The 20,665-nt window shown below is 71.8% G+C and carries 21 protein-coding genes; 12 read left to right on the top strand and 9 right to left on the bottom strand.

Going from position 1 to position 20,665, the window contains the following annotated elements; all coding sequences use genetic code 11:
* Positions 1-69: 69 nt before the first annotated feature.
* Positions 70-903 (top strand): Fpg/Nei family DNA glycosylase, encoded by an 834-nt coding sequence (locus FB467_RS13875; protein ID WP_141785624.1) that lies wholly within the window; start codon positions 70-72, stop codon positions 901-903.
* Between the two features lie 25 nt (positions 904-928).
* Here the strand turns inward: FB467_RS13875 and FB467_RS13870 are convergent, their stop codons facing one another.
* Positions 929-1,978 carry an NAD(P)-dependent alcohol dehydrogenase gene (locus FB467_RS13870; protein ID WP_211350613.1) on the bottom strand — a complete coding sequence of 350 codons (1,050 nt, stop codon included), beginning with the start codon at positions 1,976-1,978 and terminating at the stop codon, positions 929-931.
* A gap of 127 nt (positions 1,979-2,105) precedes the next feature.
* Here FB467_RS13870 and FB467_RS13865 point away from each other — a divergent pair, with 127 nt between their 5' ends.
* The 3 genes from FB467_RS13865 (at position 2,106) to FB467_RS13855 (ending at position 5,539) form a co-directional block, all read left to right on the top strand.
* Positions 2,106-2,405: a hypothetical protein gene (locus FB467_RS13865; RefSeq protein ID WP_141785623.1), complete on the top strand. Its 300-nt coding sequence runs from the start codon at positions 2,106-2,108 to the stop codon at positions 2,403-2,405.
* A 138-nt stretch (positions 2,406-2,543) separates the two neighbouring features.
* Positions 2,544-2,813 (top strand): 30S ribosomal protein S15, encoded by a 270-nt coding sequence (rpsO, locus tag FB467_RS13860; protein ID WP_141785622.1) that lies wholly within the window; start codon positions 2,544-2,546, stop codon positions 2,811-2,813.
* A 149-nt stretch (positions 2,814-2,962) separates the two neighbouring features.
* Positions 2,963-5,539, top strand: coding sequence for a polyribonucleotide nucleotidyltransferase (locus FB467_RS13855; protein ID WP_141785621.1), 2,577 nt, complete (start codon positions 2,963-2,965; stop codon positions 5,537-5,539).
* Between the two features lie 119 nt (positions 5,540-5,658).
* Here the strand turns inward: FB467_RS13855 and FB467_RS18540 are convergent, their stop codons facing one another.
* The 5 genes from FB467_RS18540 to FB467_RS13835 all read right to left on the bottom strand — a co-directional run bounded on the left by FB467_RS18540 (position 5,659) and on the right by FB467_RS13835 (position 8,609).
* Positions 5,659-5,817 (bottom strand): hypothetical protein, encoded by a 159-nt coding sequence (locus FB467_RS18540; protein WP_153390287.1) that lies wholly within the window; start codon positions 5,815-5,817, stop codon positions 5,659-5,661.
* A 69-nt stretch (positions 5,818-5,886) separates the two neighbouring features.
* Entirely contained in the window at positions 5,887-7,035 is a 1,149-nt protein-coding gene (locus FB467_RS13850; protein WP_141785620.1) for a heparan-alpha-glucosaminide N-acetyltransferase domain-containing protein, read from the bottom strand.
* Between the two features lie 4 nt (positions 7,036-7,039).
* Entirely contained in the window at positions 7,040-7,351 is a 312-nt protein-coding gene (locus FB467_RS13845; RefSeq protein WP_141785619.1) for an AzlD domain-containing protein, read from the bottom strand.
* Positions 7,348-8,046 (bottom strand): AzlC family ABC transporter permease, encoded by a 699-nt coding sequence (locus FB467_RS13840; protein WP_141785618.1) that lies wholly within the window; start codon positions 8,044-8,046, stop codon positions 7,348-7,350. The genes FB467_RS13845 and FB467_RS13840 overlap by 4 nt, the downstream gene beginning before the upstream one ends.
* Positions 8,043-8,609, bottom strand: a complete 567-nt coding sequence (locus FB467_RS13835) for a GNAT family N-acetyltransferase (protein ID WP_228393339.1) — start codon at positions 8,607-8,609, stop codon at positions 8,043-8,045. The genes FB467_RS13840 and FB467_RS13835 overlap by 4 nt, the downstream gene beginning before the upstream one ends.
* Before the next feature lie 97 nt (positions 8,610-8,706).
* Here FB467_RS13835 and paaA point away from each other — a divergent pair, with 97 nt between their 5' ends.
* Genes paaA through paaE form a run of 5 tightly spaced genes read left to right on the top strand, consistent with a single transcriptional unit; the run spans position 8,707 to position 12,520 of the window.
* Entirely contained in the window at positions 8,707-9,744 is a 1,038-nt protein-coding gene (paaA, locus tag FB467_RS13830) for a 1,2-phenylacetyl-CoA epoxidase subunit PaaA (protein ID WP_141785617.1), read from the top strand.
* Complete coding sequence (gene paaB / locus FB467_RS13825) at positions 9,741-10,046, top strand: 1,2-phenylacetyl-CoA epoxidase subunit PaaB (RefSeq protein ID WP_141785616.1); 306 nt, start codon at positions 9,741-9,743, stop codon at positions 10,044-10,046. Before paaA ends, paaB begins: the two co-directional genes overlap by 4 nt.
* Positions 10,043-10,855: a 1,2-phenylacetyl-CoA epoxidase subunit PaaC gene (gene paaC, locus FB467_RS13820; RefSeq protein WP_228393338.1), complete on the top strand. Its 813-nt coding sequence runs from the start codon at positions 10,043-10,045 to the stop codon at positions 10,853-10,855. Before paaB ends, paaC begins: the two co-directional genes overlap by 4 nt.
* 5 nt (positions 10,856-10,860) lie before the next feature.
* Positions 10,861-11,382, top strand: a complete 522-nt coding sequence (gene paaD / locus FB467_RS13815) for a 1,2-phenylacetyl-CoA epoxidase subunit PaaD (protein ID WP_141786680.1) — start codon at positions 10,861-10,863, stop codon at positions 11,380-11,382.
* Positions 11,383-11,401: 19 nt separating this feature from the next.
* Positions 11,402-12,520, top strand: coding sequence for a 1,2-phenylacetyl-CoA epoxidase subunit PaaE (gene paaE / locus FB467_RS13810; RefSeq protein ID WP_141785615.1), 1,119 nt, complete (start codon positions 11,402-11,404; stop codon positions 12,518-12,520).
* A gap of 34 nt (positions 12,521-12,554) precedes the next feature.
* Here the strand turns inward: paaE and FB467_RS13805 are convergent, their stop codons facing one another.
* From FB467_RS13805 to FB467_RS13795, 3 genes are read right to left on the bottom strand one after another with little or no spacing between them, the layout of a single operon-like run.
* Positions 12,555-13,496, bottom strand: a complete 942-nt coding sequence (locus tag FB467_RS13805) for a dihydrofolate reductase (protein ID WP_141785614.1) — start codon at positions 13,494-13,496, stop codon at positions 12,555-12,557.
* A 10-nt stretch (positions 13,497-13,506) separates the two neighbouring features.
* Positions 13,507-14,319 carry a thymidylate synthase gene (locus FB467_RS13800; protein WP_141785613.1) on the bottom strand — a complete coding sequence of 271 codons (813 nt, stop codon included), beginning with the start codon at positions 14,317-14,319 and terminating at the stop codon, positions 13,507-13,509.
* 9 nt (positions 14,320-14,328) lie between these two features.
* The gene (locus tag FB467_RS13795) at positions 14,329-15,201 is read right to left on the bottom strand and encodes a universal stress protein (protein ID WP_170230730.1); all 873 of its coding nucleotides are present in this window, start codon (positions 15,199-15,201) and stop codon (positions 14,329-14,331) included.
* Positions 15,202-15,316: 115 nt separating this feature from the next.
* On the opposite strand from FB467_RS13795, the gene FB467_RS13790 reads away from it, so the two are divergent.
* The 3 genes from FB467_RS13790 (at position 15,317) to FB467_RS13780 (ending at position 20,655) form a co-directional block, all read left to right on the top strand.
* Positions 15,317-17,002, top strand: coding sequence for a ribonuclease J (locus FB467_RS13790; protein WP_141785611.1), 1,686 nt, complete (start codon positions 15,317-15,319; stop codon positions 17,000-17,002).
* Between the two features lie 339 nt (positions 17,003-17,341).
* The gene (locus FB467_RS13785) at positions 17,342-19,951 is read left to right on the top strand and encodes a DNA translocase FtsK (RefSeq protein ID WP_228393515.1); all 2,610 of its coding nucleotides are present in this window, start codon (positions 17,342-17,344) and stop codon (positions 19,949-19,951) included.
* Positions 19,951-20,655 carry an ion channel gene (locus FB467_RS13780; RefSeq protein WP_141785610.1) on the top strand — a complete coding sequence of 235 codons (705 nt, stop codon included), beginning with the start codon at positions 19,951-19,953 and terminating at the stop codon, positions 20,653-20,655. Before FB467_RS13785 ends, FB467_RS13780 begins: the two co-directional genes overlap by 1 nt.
* The last annotated feature ends 10 nt before the right edge of the window (positions 20,656-20,665 follow it).

The following is a 20,665-nucleotide window of genomic DNA, read 5'->3' as shown; positions in this document are numbered from 1 at the left end:
TGTTCGGCAGGACTCTACGCGGGTCGGGGGCGCCCGCGGGGACGGACACGGGTCTGTGACGATGAGGCCATGCCAGAGGGACACACGCTGCACCGGATCGCCGGGGAGCTCCAGGATGCGTATGCCGGACGGTCGCCGTCGGTGACCAGCCCGCAGGGCCGCTTCGCGGACGGGGCCGCCCTCCTGGACGGGCGCGAGGTCGAGCGGGGCGCGGCCTGGGGCAAGCTGCTGTTCCTGCACTTCGCGGGGGAACGGACGCTGTATGTCCACCTCGGCCTGATCGGGACGTTCGTGCTGAGCAGGGTGACCGGGGAGGCGGACCCGCCGGTCGTGGGACAGGTGCGGCTGCGGCTGCTGGACGGCGACACCCTGGCCGACCTGCGGGGCCCGATGGCCTGCGAGGTGCTCACCCCACCGGAGGTCGAGGCACTGGTGGCCCGGCAGGGGCCCGACCCGCTGCGCCCGGAGTCCGACCCCGACCGGGCCTGGGCCAGTATCCACGCTGCGCGACGCACCATCGGCGAGCTGCTGATGGACCAGACGGTGCTGGCCGGGGTCGGCAACATCTACCGCTGCGAGGTCCTCTTCCGGCACCGGGTGAACCCGGCCTTCCCGGGGTCCCGGATCAAGCGTGCGACCTGGCAGGCGATGTGGGAGGACCTGGTCCACCTCATGCCCTGGGGCGTACGCACCGGCCGGATCATCACCCTCGACGAGGTGCTGGACGACGTCGTGGCGGCGGTGGACGGAGGCCAGGAAGCCCGGGGTCTCGACGTGCCGCGGGAGTTCGCGGTCTACCAGCGCACCGGCGAGCCGTGCCTGCGCTGTGGCGCGAGGATCCGGACGAAGGTCGTGGCGGGCCGCAACCTGTTCTGGTGCGGCAACTGCCAGCGCCGCAGCTGACCCCCGGCCGCCGTGTCCGGCCCGGTCACTCGCCGGGGCGCACCACGGCCTTCACGGTGCCCGGGTCACCGGCCGACCGCAGCGCCGCCTCGGCCTCGGCCAGCGGGAACCGGTCGGTGACTAGGGAGTCCAGCTCGACCCGCCCCGTCGCCACCAGGTCGATGGCCGTCGGGTAGGTGTTGGCATACCGGAAGGTGCCGGTGACGGTCAGCTCCCGCCCCTGGACCAGGGCGACCGGCAGGCTGATCTCGTCGGCGCCCATCCCCACTAGCACGACCCGCCCGCCACCCCGCACGGTCTGCAGGCCCTGCGAGATCGCCGCGGGGGCGCCGGAACAGTCGATGAAGGAGTCGATCCGGCCCTCGAGGTGCGCCAGGTCCGTCTCCCGGGTGTCGACCACCTCGGTCGCCCCGAAGCGCTCTGCCGCCGCCAGCCGCTCGGGGGACAGGTCGGTGACCACGATCCGGCCGGCACCGGCGGCAGCGGCGACTTGGACGGTGACCAGTCCCACCGGCCCGGCGCCGGTGACCAGCACGCTGTCGCCGATGCCGACCGCCGCCTTGTGGCAGGCCCACACCCCGACCGAGAGCGGCTCCACCAGGGCCGCCGCGTCCTCCGACACGTGGTCCGGGACCGGGTGCGCGAAGTCCGCGGCGATCGTCACGAACTCGGCGAACGCGCCGTCGATCGGCGGGGTGGCGAAGAAGCGGACGTCCGGGCACAGGTTGTACCGGCCCGCACGGCACTGGCTGCAGTGCCCGCACGGCACGCCGGGCTCGAGCGCCACCCGCTGACCAACCCGCTCCGCCGGCACGTCCGGGCCGACCGCCACGACGGTCCCGCTGGCCTCGTGACCCAGGACTAGGGGGTCGCGCACGATATACGGACCGATCCGGCCGTGCCGGTAGTAGTGGACGTCCGAGCCGCAGATGCCGACCGACGCGACGCGGACCAGCACCTCCCCAGGCCCGGCCTCGGGGACGGGGCGCTCGGCGACCTCGACCTGCCCGGGCGCCCGGAGCAGGGAGACACGCATGGTGGACGGGACGGGGTGGGCCTCGGCGTGGTCGGTCATGACCCCATTCTGTCGCTCACCGCACGGTACTGTCAGGAACTCCGCGTATGCGGAATAGTCCCGCAACAGTGTCGCCGCGCCTACTGCTAGATTCGGCCAGACCGGACGGAACTGCGGAGTCAGGGGGATGCCCAGCTCGCCGCTGGCCACCGACCCGGTGAGCAGCCCCACGATCGGGACGCTGTCCGCCCAGCAGGAGGGGCGTTACCTGATCGCCCCGCAGGCTCCATACACCTGGGTCGACCAGCCGCCGTCGGTCAACCAGCTGCTCGGCGCCCTGTGGGTCGCCGAGTCCCTCTACCCGGACGCCTACGACATCGACCTGCCCGCCGAGGTGGTCTCCTTCTACCAGACCTTCTACGGTGTGGACCTGGGCACCGAGGACGCCACACTGCTCCTGAAGGAGGCCAACACCCCGGGCCTGTAGCGGCGCCGGCCGCGCCGATTAGGGCGGACTGCCCGGCCGCTGCTAGATTTGGAACTCGCCGTACGACCGGCCGCGGAGTCATAGTGCCCTGGTGGACCTGCCCAGGCGCGCCGCGCAACGAACACGAAGGAGTCGCCCATGGGGCTGGACACTGCTGTGAAGAAGCAGATCATGGAGGAGTACGCCACCGTCGAGGGTGACACCGGTTCGCCGGAGGTCCAGGTCGCGATGCTGACCCAGCGCATCAAGGACCTGACCGAGCACTCGCGGCAGCACAAGCACGACCACCACAGCCGGCGCGGCCTGCTGCTGCTGGTCGGCCGGCGCAAGCGTCTGCTCCGCTACCTGGAGGAGACCGACGTCGAGCGGTACCGCGCACTGATCAAGCGACTTGGTCTGCGCCGCTGAAGTTTCGTAGGGGAGCGGTTCCCGGATGATCCGGGGACCGCTCCTCTACGTATGCCGGGGGGCGCCTGCCGCCCCATCCGGCACGTTGGAAACAGCCGGGCACAACGACGATGCCCCGAGCTGAGCGAAGAGAGAAAAGGAGGGCCCCGATGGAGGGTCCAGAGATCACTTCCGCCGAGGCCGTTATCGACAACGGCCAGTACGGCACCCGCACCGTCCGGTTCGAGACCGGGCGCCTGGCCAAGCAGGCCGGCGGCTCCGTCACCGCCTACCTCGATGACGAAACCATGCTCCTGTCGACCACCACGGCCGGCAAGCACCCGAAGGACCACTTCGACTTCTTCCCGTTGACCGTCGACGTGGAGGAGCGGATGTATGCCGCGGGCAAGATCCCGGGCAGCTTCTTCCGCCGCGAGGGTCGCCCCTCGACCGACGCCATCCTGACCTGCCGGTTGATCGACCGGCCGCTGCGCCCGAGCTTCGTCTCCGGCCTGCGCAACGAGGTCCAGGTCGTCATCACCGTGCTGTCCCTGAACCCGGACCACCAGTACGACGTGCTGGCGATCAACGCCGCGTCGCTGTCCACCCAGATCTCCGGCCTGCCGTTCAGCGGCCCGATCGGTGGCGTCCGCGTCTCCCTGGTCGACGGCCAGTGGGTCGCCTTCCCGAACTTCAGCGACGCCGCCCGCTCCACCTTCGACATGGTGGTTGCCGGCCGGATCGTCGGGCAGACCGAGGACGGCCAGGACGACGTGGCCATCATGATGGTCGAGGCCGAGTCGACCGAGGCCACCTGGGACCTGGTGAACCTGGAGAGCAAGCAGGCACCGACCGAGGAGATCGTCGCCCAGGGCCTGGAGGCCGCCAAGGGCTTCATCGCCACCCTGTGCAAGGCGCAGTCCGAGCTGGCCGCCGCCGCGGCCAAGGAGGTGCAGGAGTTCCCGCGCTTCCTGGACTACCAGGACGACGCCCTCGCCGCCGTCGAGGCCGAGGTCACCAGCGACCTGGAGTCGGCGCTGCAGATCGCCGGCAAGGCCGAGCGCGAGGACCGCATCTCCGAGATCAAGACGGCCATGAAGGGCAAGCTCCTGGGGCTGCACTGGGACGCCGCCGGGGACTCCGACGTGAGCCCGGACGCACCGTTCGCCGGTCGCGACAAGGAGCTGGACGCCGCCTACCGGGCCGTCCAGAAGCGGCTCATCCGGCAGCGCATCCTCAAGGACAAGGTGCGCATCGACGGCCGCGGGCTGGCCGACATCCGGGCCCTGTCCGCCGAGGTCGAGGTCATCCCGCGGGCGCACGGCTCGGCGATCTTCGAGCGCGGCGAGACCCAGATCATGGGCGTCACCACGCTCAACATGCTGCGCATGGAGCAGCAGCTGGACACCCTGTCGCCGGTGACCCGCAAGCGCTACATGCACAACTACAACTTCCCGCCCTACAGCACCGGTGAGACCGGACGCGTCGGGTCGCCCAAGCGCCGGGAGATCGGCCACGGTGCGCTCGCCGAGCGTGCCCTGATGCCGGTCCTGCCGACCCGCGAGGAGTTCCCCTACGCGATCCGCCAGGTCTCCGAGGCGCTCGGCTCCAACGGGTCGACCTCGATGGGCTCGGTGTGCGCCTCCACCATGTCGCTGCTCAACGCGGGCGTGCCGCTGCGCGCCCCCGTCGCCGGCATCGCCATGGGTCTGGTCTCCGACACCGTCGAGAACGCGGACGGCACGACCGAGACCGCGTATGCGGCGCTGACCGACATCCTGGGCGCGGAGGACGCGTTCGGTGACATGGACTTCAAGGTCGCCGGCACCCGCGAGTTCGTCACCGCGATCCAGCTGGACACCAAGCTCGACGGCATCCCCGCCTCGGTGCTCGGTGGTGCGCTGACCCAGGCCCGCGAGGCCCGTCTGCACATCCTGGACGTGATGAACGAGGCTATCGACGCCCCTGACGAGATGAGCCCCTACGCTCCCCGCGTCATCAGCGTCAAGGTCCCGGTCGACAAGATCGGTGAGGTCATCGGCCCGAAGGGCAAGATGATCAACCAGATCCAGGAGGACACCGGCGCCGACATCTCGATCGAGGACGACGGCACCGTCTACATCGGCGCGACCGACGGCCCCTCCGCCGAGGCCGCCCGGGCCGCCGTGAACGCGATCGCCAACCCGCAGATGCCGGAGATCGGCGAGCGCTTCCTCGGGACCGTGGTGAAGACGACGACCTTCGGGGCGTTCATCTCGCTGCTGCCGGGCAAGGACGGCCTGCTGCACATCTCCGAGATCCGCAAGCTCGTCGGCGGCAAGCGCATCGACGCCGTCGAGGACGTGCTTGGCGTGGGCCAGAAGGTCCAGGTCGAGCTGAAGGAGATCGACCCGCGGGGCAAGCTCTCGCTGGCGGCCGTGGTCGCCGGTGACGGCGCCGAGCAGGCCGCTGCACCGCAGGGCGAGGCCCCGGCGCAGCCCCAGGCCGAGGCTCCGGTGGCTCCGGTCGAGGCCCCCGAGGCGGCCGGTGACACCGGCGCGGACGGCGCCGAGGAGACCGGCGACAACGGTGCCGACGGCGACAACGGTGCCGACGGCGACAACGGTGGCGAGGGTGGCAGCAGCCGTCCCCGCCGCAACCGGCGCCGGCGTGGTGGCCGCGGCCGTGGCAACGGCGGTGGCGAGTCCACCGGCGGCGAGTCCGCGGACGAGGGTGGCGCCCCCTCCGGCGAGGGCGACAACGCCTGAGCCGGAACGCTGAGACCAGCGTGCCGCCACGCGCGGCACCGCTGACCGGATGAGATGTGGCCGGGCCCCCGATCGGGGGCCCGGCCACTGCTCGTATGCCGGAGGAGCCGGCGGTCGGATCAGGCGGCTGCGCCGGCCTTGGCGACGAGGTGCCGCGACCCGACGTGCCAGCGCATCTCCATGCGGATGCGCCCGTCGGGTCCGGTCACCGGGACCCAGGACAGGGTCGGTCGCGTCGGAGCGAGGACGCTCGGGGAGATCGCGGGAATGCGGTCCATGGTGTACACCTCCTGTTCACCTGGTGTTCACCTAGCATACCCCGTGGTGTTACCCGTGGTGCGGAGGACTCACCGGTGTCCGACGGAGGTCGACAGCTGGCCGACGACCTGCTCCAACGGTCCGCGCCGTCGCAGGGCGGCGAACGTGGCGCCGATCAGGACGGCTCCGACCAGGTGGACGAGGAGGTTGTGCGCGCCCGGCCAGGAGTCCGGCGCCGAGACCACCATGACGTGGACGGCATACAGGGTGAGCGTCATCGTCCCCGCCCCGGACAGGATCCGCCAGGTGCCCGCCGCCCGCGGGCCGGTCTCGTGGGCGAGCACCAGGGCGAGCCCGAGGACCAGCATGCTGGTGCCGACCGTGTGGGCCAGGTCCACGATCGACCCGCTGTGCGGGGACCAGACGCCCAGCCACCACCAGGAGCCGGTCGGGGTGGTGCCGTAGAGCCCGTTGCGCAGCACCTCCTGCAGGTCGGCCCAGTCGGTCACCCGCTCCCAGCGGTCGTAGCTGTCGACCAGGGCGGTGCGCACGCCGTCGGGGCGGGTGACCAGGCGGGCCACCGCCAGGGCGAGGACGGAGCCCCAGGCACCCCAGACCAGGAGCCGCCGCCCCCACGCGGCGGACCGCAGGTCGAGGCGGCCGATCGCCATCCCGGCGAACAGGTAGGTCGCCCAGGTCAGCACGGGGTAGTAGCCGGTCACCGTGAGCTCGGTGACCAGCTGCCAGGGGGAGAAGACGGACAGCGGGTCCGGCACGTCGTAGCTGTTGGGCGGCAGGTGCGGCCGCAGCAGCATGCTCGCCACCGGCGAGGCCAGGCCCCAGCCGATGGCCAGGAGGGCCAACCGACGGGCGCCCCACCGGAGCACCGGCAGCGCCCCCAGGAAGAGCACCCCGTAGTAGGTCAGGATCACGGCCAGGCCGGAGTCGAACATCCCCAGCGCCAGGCCCAGGCAGGCGATGACCAGGGCCCGGACCGCGACCTGCGCGCGCAGGCCCCATACCCGCTGGGGGTCCACGGCGCGCCGGGTCACCAGGGCGATCGACAGGCCGGCCAGCACCGCGAACAGCGCCGCGGACCGACCCGAGACGATCTGGTGCCAGACGGTGACGCTGCCGTCGGGGCGGTAGGTGTCCACCAGGTGGGCGGTGATCATCCCCAGCAGCGCCAGCATGCGCGCCAGGTCGACACCGATGATCCGGGCCGGTCCGGGCGCCATCAGCTCAGCCCCCGAGGGCACGGACCAGGGCCGCGGTGGCGGCGGCCAGCACCACCACGACGAGGAAGTTGGCCCGGAGGACCAGCGCCACGACCGCCACGCCCACTCCGGCTGCCCGCGCGTCCAGCACCAGGGTGCCCCCGGAGTCGAGGAAGGCCTGGGTCACCACGAGCGAGGACAGCAGCGCGACCGGCAGCAGCGGGGTGACCCGGGCGACCGCCGGGGTCTCGAGCAGGTGGTGCGGCACCAGGTAGCCGGCCAGCTTGAGCAGGTAGGCGATCAGGCAGGCGGACAGCACCGCGATCCAGAGCGTCACGCCGGGACCTCCTCACGGCCACGGCGACCCGCCAGCCCCACGACGAGGGCCGCGACGGTCGCGATCAGGATCGGCACGCCGGGCGGGGTGAACGGGGCGACCACGACGGTGAGGACGACCGCCAGGGCCGCGACCGCCAGCGGGTCCCGGCCGCGCAGCCGGGGCCAGAGCAGCCCGACGAAGGCCGCGGCGGCAGCGGCGTCCAGGCCCCAGGCCTTCGGGTCACCCATCACCGACCCCAGCAGGGCCCCGGCGAGCGTGGTGAGGTTCCACAGCACGAAGATCGCCAGCCCCGTCACCCAGAACCCGAGGCGCTGGTCCCGCGGGTCGGTTTCGGTGATCGCCACGGCGGACGACTCGTCGATGGTCAGGTGCGCCACGACCGGGCGGCGCCAGCCCCGCACGTCCAGCAGCTTGACCAGCTCCAGTCCGTAGAGCCCGTTGCGGATGCCGAGCATGCTCGAGGTCGCGACCGCCGCGACCGGGCTGCCGCCGGCCCCGATCACGCCGAAGAAGGCGAACTGGGATCCGCCGCTGAACAGCAGGAGCGAGGTGAGCATGGTCTGCCAGACGGTGAGCCCGGCCGCCACGCCGAGGGCGCCGCAGGAGATCCCGTAGAGGCCGGAGGCCACCCCCACTGCCAGGCCCTTGCGCACCACCGGCCGGGAGCGCAGGGACCGTTGCGTCCCGGTCACAGGCCCGCCTGCACCCGGATCTCCCGGAGGGTCTGCCCCTCGGGGCCGACCACCCGCTCGCGCCACGCGCCGTCGGGGTGCAGGCCGGCGGTGTCCAGGAACGCCCGGGTCGCCTCGTCGGTCGCCGGGAGCCAGCTCACCAGGGTGGTCCGGTCGTTTGCTCGCAGCGTGTCCCCGACCGCGTTGAGCAGGCGGGACCCGTGGCCGTGCCGGCGCGCGTCCGGGTGGACCGCGATCACGGTCAGCTCCCCGGCGCCGGCGGGCACCCCGGGCTCCGCCTCGTCGGCGGGCGCGATGGCGGCGAAGCCCACCACCTGGTCGCCGGCGCAGGCCACGAGCAGCCGGTGGACCGGCGTCGGGGGCGCCTCCAGCGAGTGGCGCCACACGGAGGCGAAGGCGGGACCCTCGAACTGGTCGACCGCCTCCCGGGGCAACAGGTCGGCATACGCCTCCGTCCAGACGGTCGCCTGGACCAACCCCACGGCGGGTGCGTCCGTGGTCCGGCCGGTGCGCACGCTCGCGTCCGCGGACGGCCCGGGGGAATGCGTATGGGGATGGCTCACCCGTCCAGTCTCGCACCCGTGCGGCTTGTGACACTCCCGACGTCGGTCGACGTCGATGATGTAACAAAGTGGCGCCGGATGGGGCATACTGGGGGACATGTACGGCAACGACTTCGGTGACCCTGGTGACGGTCCCCTCAACGCGGCGGAGACCGAGGACTACGCGTCCGCGGTCGAAGAACACATGGCGTACTTCGACGGGCTGGTCTCGGCCGACAAGCGGATCGAGCCCCGGGACGCGATGCCCGAGGGCTACCGCAAGACGCTGATCCGGCAGATCGCCCAGCACGCCCACTCCGAGATCATCGGCATGCAGCCGGAGGGCAACTGGATCTCCCGCGCGCCGAGCCTGCGCCGCAAGGCGATCCTGATGGCCAAGGTGCAGGACGAGGCCGGGCACGGGCTCTACCTCTACTCCGCGGCCGAGACGCTCGGGATGGACCGCGAGGAGATGCTCGACCTGCTGCACGCCGGCAAGCAGAAGTACTCCTCGATCTTCAACTACCCGACGCTGACCTGGGCCGACGCGGGCGCGATCGGCTGGCTGGTCGACGGCGCCGCGATCATGAACCAGGTGCCGCTGTGCCGCTGCTCCTACGGCCCCTACGCGCGCGCGATGATCCGGGTCTGCAAGGAGGAGAGCTTCCACCAGCGCCAGGGCTTCGAGATCCTCTGGGTGCTGGCCCGTGGCACCGAGGAGCAGAAGGCGATGGCCCAGGACGCGGCCAACCGCTGGTGGTGGCCGGCGCTGATGATGTTCGGCCCGCCGGACTCTGGGGAGCAGGCCAAGGGTGGCCACACCGCGCAGAACATGGCCTGGGGCATCAAGCGGTTCACCAACGACGACCTGCGCCAGAAGTTCGTCGACATGACCGTGCCGCAGGCGCAGAAGCTCGGCCTGACCCTGCCCGACCCCGACCTGACCTACAACGAGGAGACCGGTCACTGGGACTTCGGCCCGATCGACTGGGACGAGTTCTGGCGGGTCCTCGGCGGCGACGGACCGTGCAACGCCGAGCGGATCAGCCACCGCAAGGCGGCGCACGACGAGGGCGCCTGGGTGCGGGAGGCCGCGGTGGCGTATGCCGACAAGCAGGCCGCCCGTGCCGGTGCCGCGGCGGGGGCGGTCGCGTGAGCGAGCAGACGCCCGCGGGATCGGGCAACTGGCCCCTGTACGAGGTGTTCGTCCGCGCCAAGCGGGGCCTGTCGCACGTGCACGCCGGGTCGCTGCACGCCCCGGACGCCGAGATGGCGCTGCGCAACGCGCGCGACCTCTACACCCGCCGGCAGGAGGGGGTCTCGCTGTGGGTCGTGGCCTCCGAGGACATCACCGCCTCCAGCCCCGACGAGCGGGACAGCTTCTTCGACCCCGCGGCCGACAAGGTCTACCGGCACCCGACGTTCTACGACGTCCCCGAGGACGTGGAGTACCTGTGAGCGAGACCGCTGCCGCCGCCGGCTCGGTCGCCTCGGCGACCGGGACCCCGGTGCCCGCCCGCGTCGCCTACCTCCTGGGTCTGGGCGACGACGCGCTGGTCTACGCCCAGCGGCTGGGGGAGTGGCTGACCAACGCCCCCCAGATCGAGGAGGACATGGCCCTGGGCAACGTGGGGCTGGACCTGCTGGGGCAGGCCCGGACGCTGCTCACCCACGCCGGGGAGGTGGAGGGCGCCGGCCGCGACGAGGACGACCTGGCCTACCTGCGCGACGAGCGGGAGTTCCGCAACGTCCACCTGGTGGAGCAGCCGCGCGGTGACTTCGGCCAGGAGATGGCCCGGATGCTGTGGTTCGCCAGCTACCAGTGCGAGCTCTACACCGCGCTGCTGGAGCTGCCCACCTCGGACGAGACGTTGCGGGGGGTCGCCGAGAAGGCGCTCAAGGAGGTCGCCTACCACCGCGACCACGCCGGCCAGTGGGTGCTGCGCCTGGGCGACGGCACGGAGGAGAGCCACGCCCGGATGCAGGCCGGGCTGGAGGCCGTGCTGCCCTACCTGGCCGAGCTGTTCGACGACGACGAGGCCAGCCGCTGGGCCGCGGAGGCCGGCATCGGGGTGCTGCCCTCGACGCTGCACGACGGCGCCGTGGCCCACGTGCGCGCGGTCGTGCAGGAGGCCACCCTGGACCTGCCCGAGGAGTCGCGCTGGCGGTCCCGTGGCGGCCGCGAGGGCATCCACTCCCGGCCCATGGGCTACCTGCTGGCCGAGATGCAGCACATCCACCGCAGCCACCCCGGGGCGAGCTGGTGACCGTGATGACCGTGAACGCCCCGGCCCGGGCTGCCGAGGTCGAGCGGGCCGTGCGCGCCGTGCTGGACCCCGAGATCCCGGTGATCACCATCGACGACCTGGGCATCGTGCGCGGGGTCGAGGTCCGGGAGGACCCGGAAGGCGCAGCCGAGGCCCTGGTCCGGGTCACCATCACCCCGACCTACAGCGGGTGCCCGGCGATGCAGGCGATCACCGACGCGATCGACCGGGTGGCCCGGCGGCACGGGATGCGCGCCGAGATCGAGACCGTGCTCTCACCGGCGTGGACCACCGACTGGATGAGCGAGTCCGGGCGGGAGGGGTTGCGCCGCTTCGGCATCGCCCCGCCGACTGGTGAGCGCGCTGTCGGTCCGGTCACGGTCGGGCTGTCGGTCAGACGGGTGGACTGCCCGACCTGTGGCTCCTCCGACACCGAGGAGCTCTCCCGCTTCGGTTCCACGGCCTGCAAGGCGCTGCGGCGCTGCCGGTCCTGCCGCGAGCCGTTCGAAGAGTTCAAGTCCCTCTGAGCGTCCAGAAAGGCCTCCCGTGAGCGTGACCCTGTCCCGCCCGGCCCGGCGTCGGGCGACCTTCCACGACCTGACCGTCCGCCGTGTCGAGCGGCTCACCGACCAGGCCGTCGCGGTGACCTTCGCCGTGCCCGAGGACCTGGCCGAGGAGTTTGAGTTCCAACCCGGCCAGCACCTGACCCTGCGGGCGACGATCGACGGCGAGGACGTCCGCCGGTCCTACTCGATCTGCCTGTCCCGGGCCCAGGCGGGCGCGGGCGAGCTGCGGGTGGCCAGTGCCCGGGTCGCCGGGGGCGTCATGTCCAACTGGCTCAACGACGAGGTGGCGCCGGGGGACACCATCTCGGTGATGAGCCCGCTGGGTGGGTTCACCTGCCCGACCCGGCCGGACACGGCCCGGCACCACGTGGCGGTCGCCGCCGGCTCTGGCATCACCCCGGTGATCTCGTTGCTGCGCACCGCACTGGAGGAGGAGCCCGGGTCGAGGGCCACCCTGATCTTCGGCAACCGCCGGACCGACTCCATCATGTTCCTGGAGGAGCTGATGGACCTGAAGAACCGGTTCCCCGGCCGGTTCGTCCTGATCAACGTGCTGTCCCGCGAGGTGCAGGACGTCGAGCTGTTCACCGGCCGGATCGACCGGGAGAAGCTGGAACGGTTCGTCGCCACCTTCGTGCCGGTCGACGACGTCGACGAGTGGTACCTCTGCGGCCCGTTCGGCATGGTCGAGTCGGCCCGCGAGCTGCTGGACGAGCTGGGCGTGGACGACCACCACGTGCACCACGAGATCTTTCACGTGGACGAGGCCGGGGCGGGGGCCCCGCCGCAGGCGGTCGAGGTCGACCTCGAGGCGGACCCCGAGGCGGTCGTCACGATCACCCTGGACGGCCGCACCACCAAGGTGCCGATGCCCTCCAAGGCCGAGACCATCCTCAACGCCACGCTGCGGGAGCGGCCCGACGCCCCGTTCAGTTGCACCGGCGGCGTGTGTGGCACCTGCCGCGCCCGGGTCGTCGACGGCGAGGTCACGATGGACCGCAACTACGCCCTGGAGCCCGAAGAGGTGGATGCCGGCATCGTTCTCGCCTGCCAGTCGCACCCGGTCACCGACGAGGTGACCCTCGACTACGACGCGTGAGGCGAATGCCTCGGGATAGTTCGCGCTGAGGGGCTCACCCCCGGTCGACGCGCCGGTACTCCACCCAGTCGAAGCCGTCGCGACGCTCCCTGCTCGTCTCCCGCCATGACGTGGGGTCGATCTCGGGGAAGGTCACCGAGCCCTCCGGCTCCTGGGCGACCTCGGTGATCACCAGGCGGTCGGCATACCGGATCGTCTGCTCGTAGACCTGCCCACCACCGGCGACGAAGATCTCCCCGTCACCGGCCATCAGCAGGGCCTCCGCCAGGGAGGCTGCCGTCTCGGCACCCTCGGCCGACCACCCGTGGTCGCGGGTGAGCACGATGGTGCGGCGCCCGGGCAGCGCCCGCCCGATCGAGTCCCAGGTACCGCGGCCCATCAGGAGGGTGCCGCCGTGGGTGGTCCGCTTGAAGAACGCCAGGTCCTCCGGCAGGTGCCACGGCATGCCGGCGCCGTCGCCGATCACCCGGTTGCGGCCGACCGCGGCCACCAGGGTCAGGGACTGCCGGAAGCCGCGGGTGAGGACGGCCGGGGCGGCGCCCTCGCGCAGCGCGTCCAACGCCTGCTGCTCGTGCGGCACGACCCGTGCGGGCAGCTCGGACAGCGGCCACCAGCGCAGCTCGGCGGACTTGTCCGGCTCCGCAATCTGCGGGTCACCGGACCAGCGGGTGGCTTCCAGGAAGACGTCGATCCGGTCCTCGACCGGGTCCTCGAGGGCGACCGTGCGGTGCAGCACGGCGAACAACCGCAGGTCCTGCGGCGCGAGCCCGATGCCGAGCTCCTCCGCCGCCTCCCGGACCGCGCCCTCGGCGAGGGACTCGCCCCGCTCGACGTGGCCGGCGGCGCCGCAGGCCCACCACCCGTCCATGTAGCCCGTGCCGCGCCGCAGCTGCAGCAGCACCTCGGGGCCGGAGTCGCCGGGCCGGGTGAGCGCCAGGTAGGCGGCCGGCACCACCCGGAAACGGTCCGGGCTCACGACCGGGTCCTCATACCGCGATCGGGGCCTTGATGCTGGGGGCGGCGACGTAGTCACGGACCTCGATGTCCTCCAGCTCGAAGGCGTCGATCGCGCGGACGTCCGGGTTCAGCCAGAGCGTGGGGAGGGCGCCGGGGACCCGGGTCAGCTGCTCGGCGGCCTGGTCCAGGTGGTTCAGGTAGAGGTGGGCGTCACCCATCGTGTGCACGAAGTCGCCCACGGCCAGGTCGGTGACCTGGGCGACCATGTGCGTCAGGAGCGCGTAGGAGGCGATGTTGAACGGCACGCCCAGGAAGATGTCGGCGCTGCGCTGGTAGAGCTGGCAGGACAGCCGGGCCGGTCCGTCGTCGGTGGCCGGGGCCACGTAGAACTGGAAGAGGGTGTGGCACGGCGGCAGGGCCATGTCGTCGACCTCGGCGACGTTCCACGCCGAGACGATGTGGCGCCGCGAGTCCGGGTTGGTGCGCAGGCCCTCGACCACCCTGGCGATCTGGTCGATGGTCCGCCCGTCCGGCGTCGGCCAGGACCGCCACTGGTGCCCGTAGACCGGGCCGAGGTCGCCGTCCGCGTCGGCCCACTCGTCCCAGATGCTGATGCCGCGCTCCTGCAGCCAGCGCACGTTGGTGTCCCCGCGCAGGAACCACAGCAGCTCGCCGATGATCGAGCGCAGGTGCAGCTTCTTGGTGGTCAGGGCCGGGAAGCCGGCGGCCAGGTCGAACCGCATCTGGTGGCCGAAGACCGACAGCGTGCCGGTGCCGGTGCGGTCCTCCTTGCGGACACCCTCGGAGCGGACCCGGTCGAGCAGGTCGAGATACGGCTGCATCCCCCCACTCTAGGCGCTGCGCACCACCATCACCGGGCAGCTCGCCGCGTGGACCACGCGGTGGCTGATGGAGCCCAGCAGCATCCCGCGGAAGCCGCCGCGTCCCCGCGAACCCACGACCAGCAGGCTCGCGCCACGGCCCTCGTTGGCCAGCGCGACCCCGGGGTCGCCCTCGATCACCCGGGACTCGATGGTCAGGCCCGGGTGCTCCTGCGCGACCCGCTCGGAGAGCTCGCCGACCATCCGGTCGGCCATCCGGTGCTGCTCCCGGAACAGGTCCTGGGCCAGCTGGCCGTAGGAGGTCCAGACGGCGGCCGCTGGCTGCGCGGCCACGGTCACCAGGCGCAGCGCGACGCCCTGGTCGGCCGCGATCGCGGCGGCCTGGTCGACGGCCCGGTCCGAGGACTCCGACCGGTCCACCCCGACGACGACCGGGCGCCCGGGGGCGGGGGCGAGGGTCTCGCCCCGCACGATCACGACCGGGCAGCGGGCGTGGGCGGCCACGGCATACGCGACCGACCCGAGCAGGCCCGCCGCCAGGGTGCCCCGGCCCCGGCTGCCGGTGACGACCAGCTCGGCCTCCTCGGACAGCTCGATCAGGTAGGAGGCGGGGCTGGTCACGACGGCCTCGCTGGTGATCCGGTCCTCCGGGAGCACCTTGGCGGCCCGCCGCGTCGCCTGGGCGAGCAGCTCGTGGGCGGCCTCCAGGACGGTCTTGCCGACCTCGAGCGGGTAGACGGGCAGGGTCTGCGCCGCATACGGGTCGGCGTGGCCGATGTGCAGGTCGACCCCGCGCCGGTTGGCCTCGTGGGCGGCCCACTCCAGTGCGGCGACCGACTCCGGGGTCCCGTCGTAGCCGACGACGACCTTGCGCGCGCTCATCATGCCCTCCTCCAGGACGGGGGGCGGCCCGTCGCCGCTCCCTCCACCACCATCTTCGGCACTTCCCGGCGACGTGGCCAGGGTCGAAGGTCCCGACCTGACTACGCTGTGGCCCATGAGTCACCCGCACCCCGAACTGACCCGTCCCAAACCCCTGGCCAAGGGCGCCGTCCGCGTCGTCGCCCTCGGGGGGCTCGGCGAGGTCGGGCGCAACATGACCGTCATCGAGTACGGCCGCAAGCTCCTCATCGTGGACTGCGGGGTGCTCTTCCCGGAGGAGCACCACCCGGGCGTCGACCTGATCCTGCCGGACTTCGAGTACATCCAGGACCGGATGGACGATGTCGTGGCCATCGTGCTCACGCACGGCCACGAGGACCACATCGGCGCCGTCCCCTACCTGTTGCGGATGAAGCCGGACATCCCCCTGGTCGGCTCCCAGCTCACCCTGGCCCTCATCGAGGCCAAGCTCAAGGAGCACAAGATCACCCCGTTCACGCTCGGGGTCAAGGAGGGGGACCGGGAGTCCTTCGGCGCCTTCGACTGCGAGTTCGTGGCGGTCAACCACTCCATCCCGGACGCGCTCGCGGTGTTCATCCGCACGCCCGGCGGGACCCTGCTGCACACCGGCGACTTCAAGATGGACCAGCTGCCGCTCGACGGGCGGATCACCGACCTGCGGTCCTTCGCCCGGCTGGGGGAGGAGGGCGTGGACCTGTTCCTCACCGACTCCACGAACGCCGAGGTCCCCGGCTTCACCACGCCGGAGAAGAACATCGCCCCGGCCATCGAGCAGGTCTTCCACCAGGCCAGCCGGCGGATCATCGTGGCGTGCTTCTCCTCGCACGTCCACCGGGTGCAGCAGGTGCTGGACACCGCCGCGGCCAACGGGCGCAAGGTCGCCATGGTCGGGCGTTCCATGCTGCGCAACATGAGCATCGCCGCCGACCTCGGCTACCTGAAGGTGCCCGACGGGGTCCTGGTCGACCTGGGGCGGCTGGCTCAGCTCCCGGAGTCCCAGCAGGTGCTGATCTGCACCGGCTCCCAGGGCGAGCCGATGGCCGCCCTGTCCCGGATGGCGAACCGGGACCACAAGATCGAGGTCGGCGTCGACGACACCGTGCTGCTGGCCAGTTCGCTGATCCCCGGCAACGAGAACGCCGTCTTCCGGGTGATCAACGGGTTGACCCGGTTGGGCGCCAAGGTGGTCCACAAGGGCAACGCCCTGGTCCACGTCTCCGGCCACGCCTCCGCCGGCGAGCTGCTCTACTGCTACAACATCGTGCGCCCCCGCAACGTCATGCCGGTGCACGGCGAGTGGCGCCACCTGGTCGCCAACGGCGACCTGGCCGTGGCCACGGGGGTGCCGCGCGAGCGGGTCATCCTGGCCGAGGACGGGGTCGTGGTCGACCTCAAGGACGGCAAGGCCCGCATCGCCGGGGCGATCGACTGCGGCTACATCTACGTCGACGGCTCGTCGGTGGGTGGCACGACCGAGACGCTGCTCAAGGACCGCCGGATCCTGCGCGACGAGGGCTTCGTGACGATCATCGTGGTGCGCGACGCCAGCACCGGCAAGGTCGCCGCCGGTCCGGAGATCCAGACCCGCGGCTTCGCCGAGGACGAGGCGGTCTTCGAGCGGTTGCGGCCCCGCCTCGACGAGGCCCTGGAGCAGGCCCGGCAGAACGGCGTGACCGACACCCACCAGCTGCAGCAGGTGATCCGCCGGACGGTCGGCTCCTACATGGGCGGCAAGCTGCGCCGCCGGCCGATGATCATCCCGATTGTCATCGACGCCTGACCGACCGGACCCGGCGACGGGCGGCGCAGCGTGCGCGGGGACAGCCGGATCTGGCCCGTGCCGCGTGTGACACGTGATGCAGACGTGAATCTGGCGTACCGTGCCAACGTGGCCAAGACTGCGACGACTGCTGCACGCTCCACCTCCGGTGGCCAGCGCAAGGGTTCGACGCGCCCGGCGACGGGACGATCCTCCGGGTCCGCCCGCAGCGGGTCCGGTGGTCGGGCCAGCGGCCGCAGCAGTGGCAGCAGAGGCAAGAGCACGCCGCGTGGCAGGAGCACGAGCCCGGTCAAGAAGGACCGGGCGCCGTTGCCCTGGCGCGCGGCCCGAGGGACGTGGATGGGTATGGCGACAGTGACCGGAGGCGCGGTGCGCAAGGTGGGGAACACGGCCCGTGACCTGGAGCCGGAGCACCGGCGCGACGGGATCGGCTTCCTGCTGATCGCGCTGGCGCTGGTCGTGGCCGTCCGCGAGTGGTGGGGTCTGCAGGGCATGGTGGGGGACGCCATCCACGCGGTGACGGCGGGCACCTTCGGCCGGGTCGCGCTCGCGCTGCCGGTCGTGCTGCTGCTCTTCGGCATCCGGCTGCTGCGCGCGCCGCAGGACCAGGCCGCCACCAATCGGTTGGTCATCGGCACCACGGCGCTGACGCTCGCCGCGTGCGGCCTGACCCACGTCACCCTCGGGTCACCGGACTACGGCGAGGGTGCGGACGTGATCCGCGGCGCCGGCGGCATCGTCGGGTTCATCGTGGCCAGCCCGATCAGCACCGCGGTCTCGGTCTACGTGACCGTCCCCGTGCTGCTCCTGCTCGCCGTGTTCGGCCTGCTGGTGGTGACCGCGACCCCGGTCCACCGGATCCCGGAGCGGCTGCGCGAGCTGGAGCAGAACCTCTTCGACTCCGCCCGGTTCGACCAGCAGCCGGGGGAGGACGAGGACGGACTCGTCCACGACGCGACCCGCAAGCCCGCCCGCTCCCGCAAGGAGCGCCAGCGGCTCGGGGACCGCGAGGGGGACCAGGCCTTCGACCAGGCGGCCGAGGTAGAGGCCAAGAAGGCCCGTTCGCTGCGGGCCAAGGCCGCCCAGGACCGCCGCACTGCCGGTGCCGCCGAGGGGCAGCCGGCGCCGGGCGGGACGTCGAATGGAGCGGCCGCACGCGGTGGGGACGACACCCAGCCGATCCCGCGGCCGGGCGCCAAGCCGGCCGGCATCCCGGGCGTGAAGAACCCGCCCGCCGGGGCCAAGGAGGAGCTGGAGGCCCCGCCCACCACCCCGCTGCCGCAGCGGGTCGAGCAGCTGGTGCTGGCCGGCGACGTCACCTACACGCTCCCGGACAACGAGCTGCTCAAGCCGGGCAGCCCGCACAAGGCACGGTCGGCCGCCAACGACAAGGTGGTCGACGCGCTGACCGGCGTGCTCGACGACTTCGGCGTCGACGCCCAGGTCACCGGCTTCATGCGCGGCCCCACGGTCACCCGCTACGAGGTCGAGCTCGGGCCGGGCGTGAAGGTGGAGCGGATCACCGCGCTGTCCAAGAACATCGCGTATGCCGTGGCCTCCGCCGAGGTCCGCATCCTGTCCCCGATCCCGGGCAAGTCCGCGGTCGGTGTCGAGATCCCCAACACCGACCGGGAGAACGTCAGCCTCGGTGACGTCCTGCGCAGCCAGGCGGCGCACAACAACGTCCACCCGATGGTGATGGGCGTCGGCAAGGACGTCGAGGGCGGCTACGTCATCGCCAACCTGGCCAAGATGCCGCACCTGCTGGTGGCCGGCGCCACCGGTTCGGGTAAGTCCAGCTTCATCAACTCGATGATCACCTCGATCCTGGTGCGGGCCACCCCCGACGAGGTCCGGCTGATCCTCGTCGACCCCAAGCGGGTCGAGCTCACGGCATACGAGGGCATCCCGCACCTGATCACCCCGATCATCACCAACCCGAAGAAGGCGGCCGAGGCGCTGGCCTGGGTGGTCAAGGAGATGGATCACCGCTACGACGACCTGTCGGCCTTCGGGTTCAAGCACGTCGACGACTTCAACAAGGCGGTGCGGGCGGGCAAGCTCACCCCGCCCGCCGGGTCCGAGCGGGTGCTGCAGCCCTACCCCTACCTGCTGGTCGTGGTCGACGAGCTTGCCGACCTGATGATGGTGGCCCCGCGCGACGTGGAGGAGTCGATCGTGCGGATCACCCAGCTGGCCCGGGCCGCCGGCATCCACCTGGTGCTGGCCACCCAGCGGCCGTCGGTGGACGTGGTCACCGGGTTGATCAAGGCCAACGTGCCCTCCCGGATGGCGTTCGCGACCTCGTCGCTGGCGGACAGCCGGGTGGTGCTGGACCAGCCGGGTGCCGAGAAGCTGATCGGGCAGGGCGACGCGCTGTTCCTGCCGATGGGCGCCTCCAAGACGATGCGCGTCCAGGGGGCCTGGGTCACCGAGACCGAGATCGAGGACGTGGTCAAGCACGTCACCTCCCAGCTCAAGCCGGTCTACCGCGAGGACGTCACCGCACCGGCCACCAAGAAGGTCATCGAGGACGACATTGGCGACGACCTCGACCTGTTGCTGCAGGCCGCCGAACAGGTGATCACCACCCAGTTCGGGTCGACCTCGATGCTGCAGCGCAAGCTGCGGGTCGGTTTCGCCAAGGCCGGTCGCCTGATGGACCTGATGGAGTCGCGCAACATCGTCGGGCCGTCCGAGGGCAGCAAGGCCCGCGACGTGCTGGTCAAGCCGGAGGACCTCGAGACGACGCTGGCCGTGCTGCAGGGTGCCGAGCCCCCGGCGCCGGCTGATACCGGGGCGGACGCCGCGGGCGATGCCGCCGACGACGGGTACGACGACTACCCGGCCGATGCCCCGCCCGCGCACGGCGACGGGCCGGTCTACGCGGAGGACGAGGGGGACGAGGAAGAGTCCGAGGACGCCTGGGAACTCACCGGGCGGGGTTGATGTTCGAGTATGCCGGGGCCGCCGGACGCAACCGGCCCCAGCGCATCTGGGACGCGTTGCACGACAACCCGTCCGCGGTGCTCCTGGCGGTGCAGCTCTCCGCCGTCCTGCTCTACCCGTTCACCACCTCGGGCGGCCTCGGCCGCACCTTCGTCTCGATCCTGGGGCTGGCCGTGCTGGTGCTGGCCGTGGCCGCGGTCCGGCGCACCCCGGCCACCACCTGGATCGCCTGGGTGCTGGGGGTGCCGGTCTTCGTGCTCACCATCGCCGAGGCCGTCGCCCCGGGCAATGGCACGATCGAACTGACCTCGGCGATCGCGCACTCCTGCTTCTACTTCTTCACCGGCATCTCGCTGCTGCGCTACATGTTCGCCGACATCTGGGTCAGCCGCGACGAGCTGTTCGCCACCGCGGCCTGCTTCACGGTGCTCGCGTGGGCGTGGGCCTACACCCACGACGTCGTGCAACTGCTCTGGCCCGGGTCCTACGTCTCGGCCTGGCACGACGGGGCGCTGTCCTGGAACGAGCTGCTGTTCCTGTCCTTCACCACCCTCACCAACACCGGCCTGTCGGACATCTCGGTCGGCGCGGAGGCCAACCAGGCACGGGCGGTGCTGATGCTCCAGATGATGATGGGCATCTTCTATGTCGGCCTCGTGGTCGCCCGCCTGCTGGGGTTGACCATGATCAAGTTCCGGCGCTGACCCGGCCGCG

Source organism: Ornithinicoccus hortensis, from assembly GCF_006716185.1.
GTDB classification, from domain to species: Bacteria; Actinomycetota; Actinomycetes; order Actinomycetales; family Dermatophilaceae; genus Ornithinicoccus; species Ornithinicoccus hortensis.
Note: the sequence above shows the minus strand (reverse complement) of the source record. Positions and strands in the feature narration are given on the sequence as shown.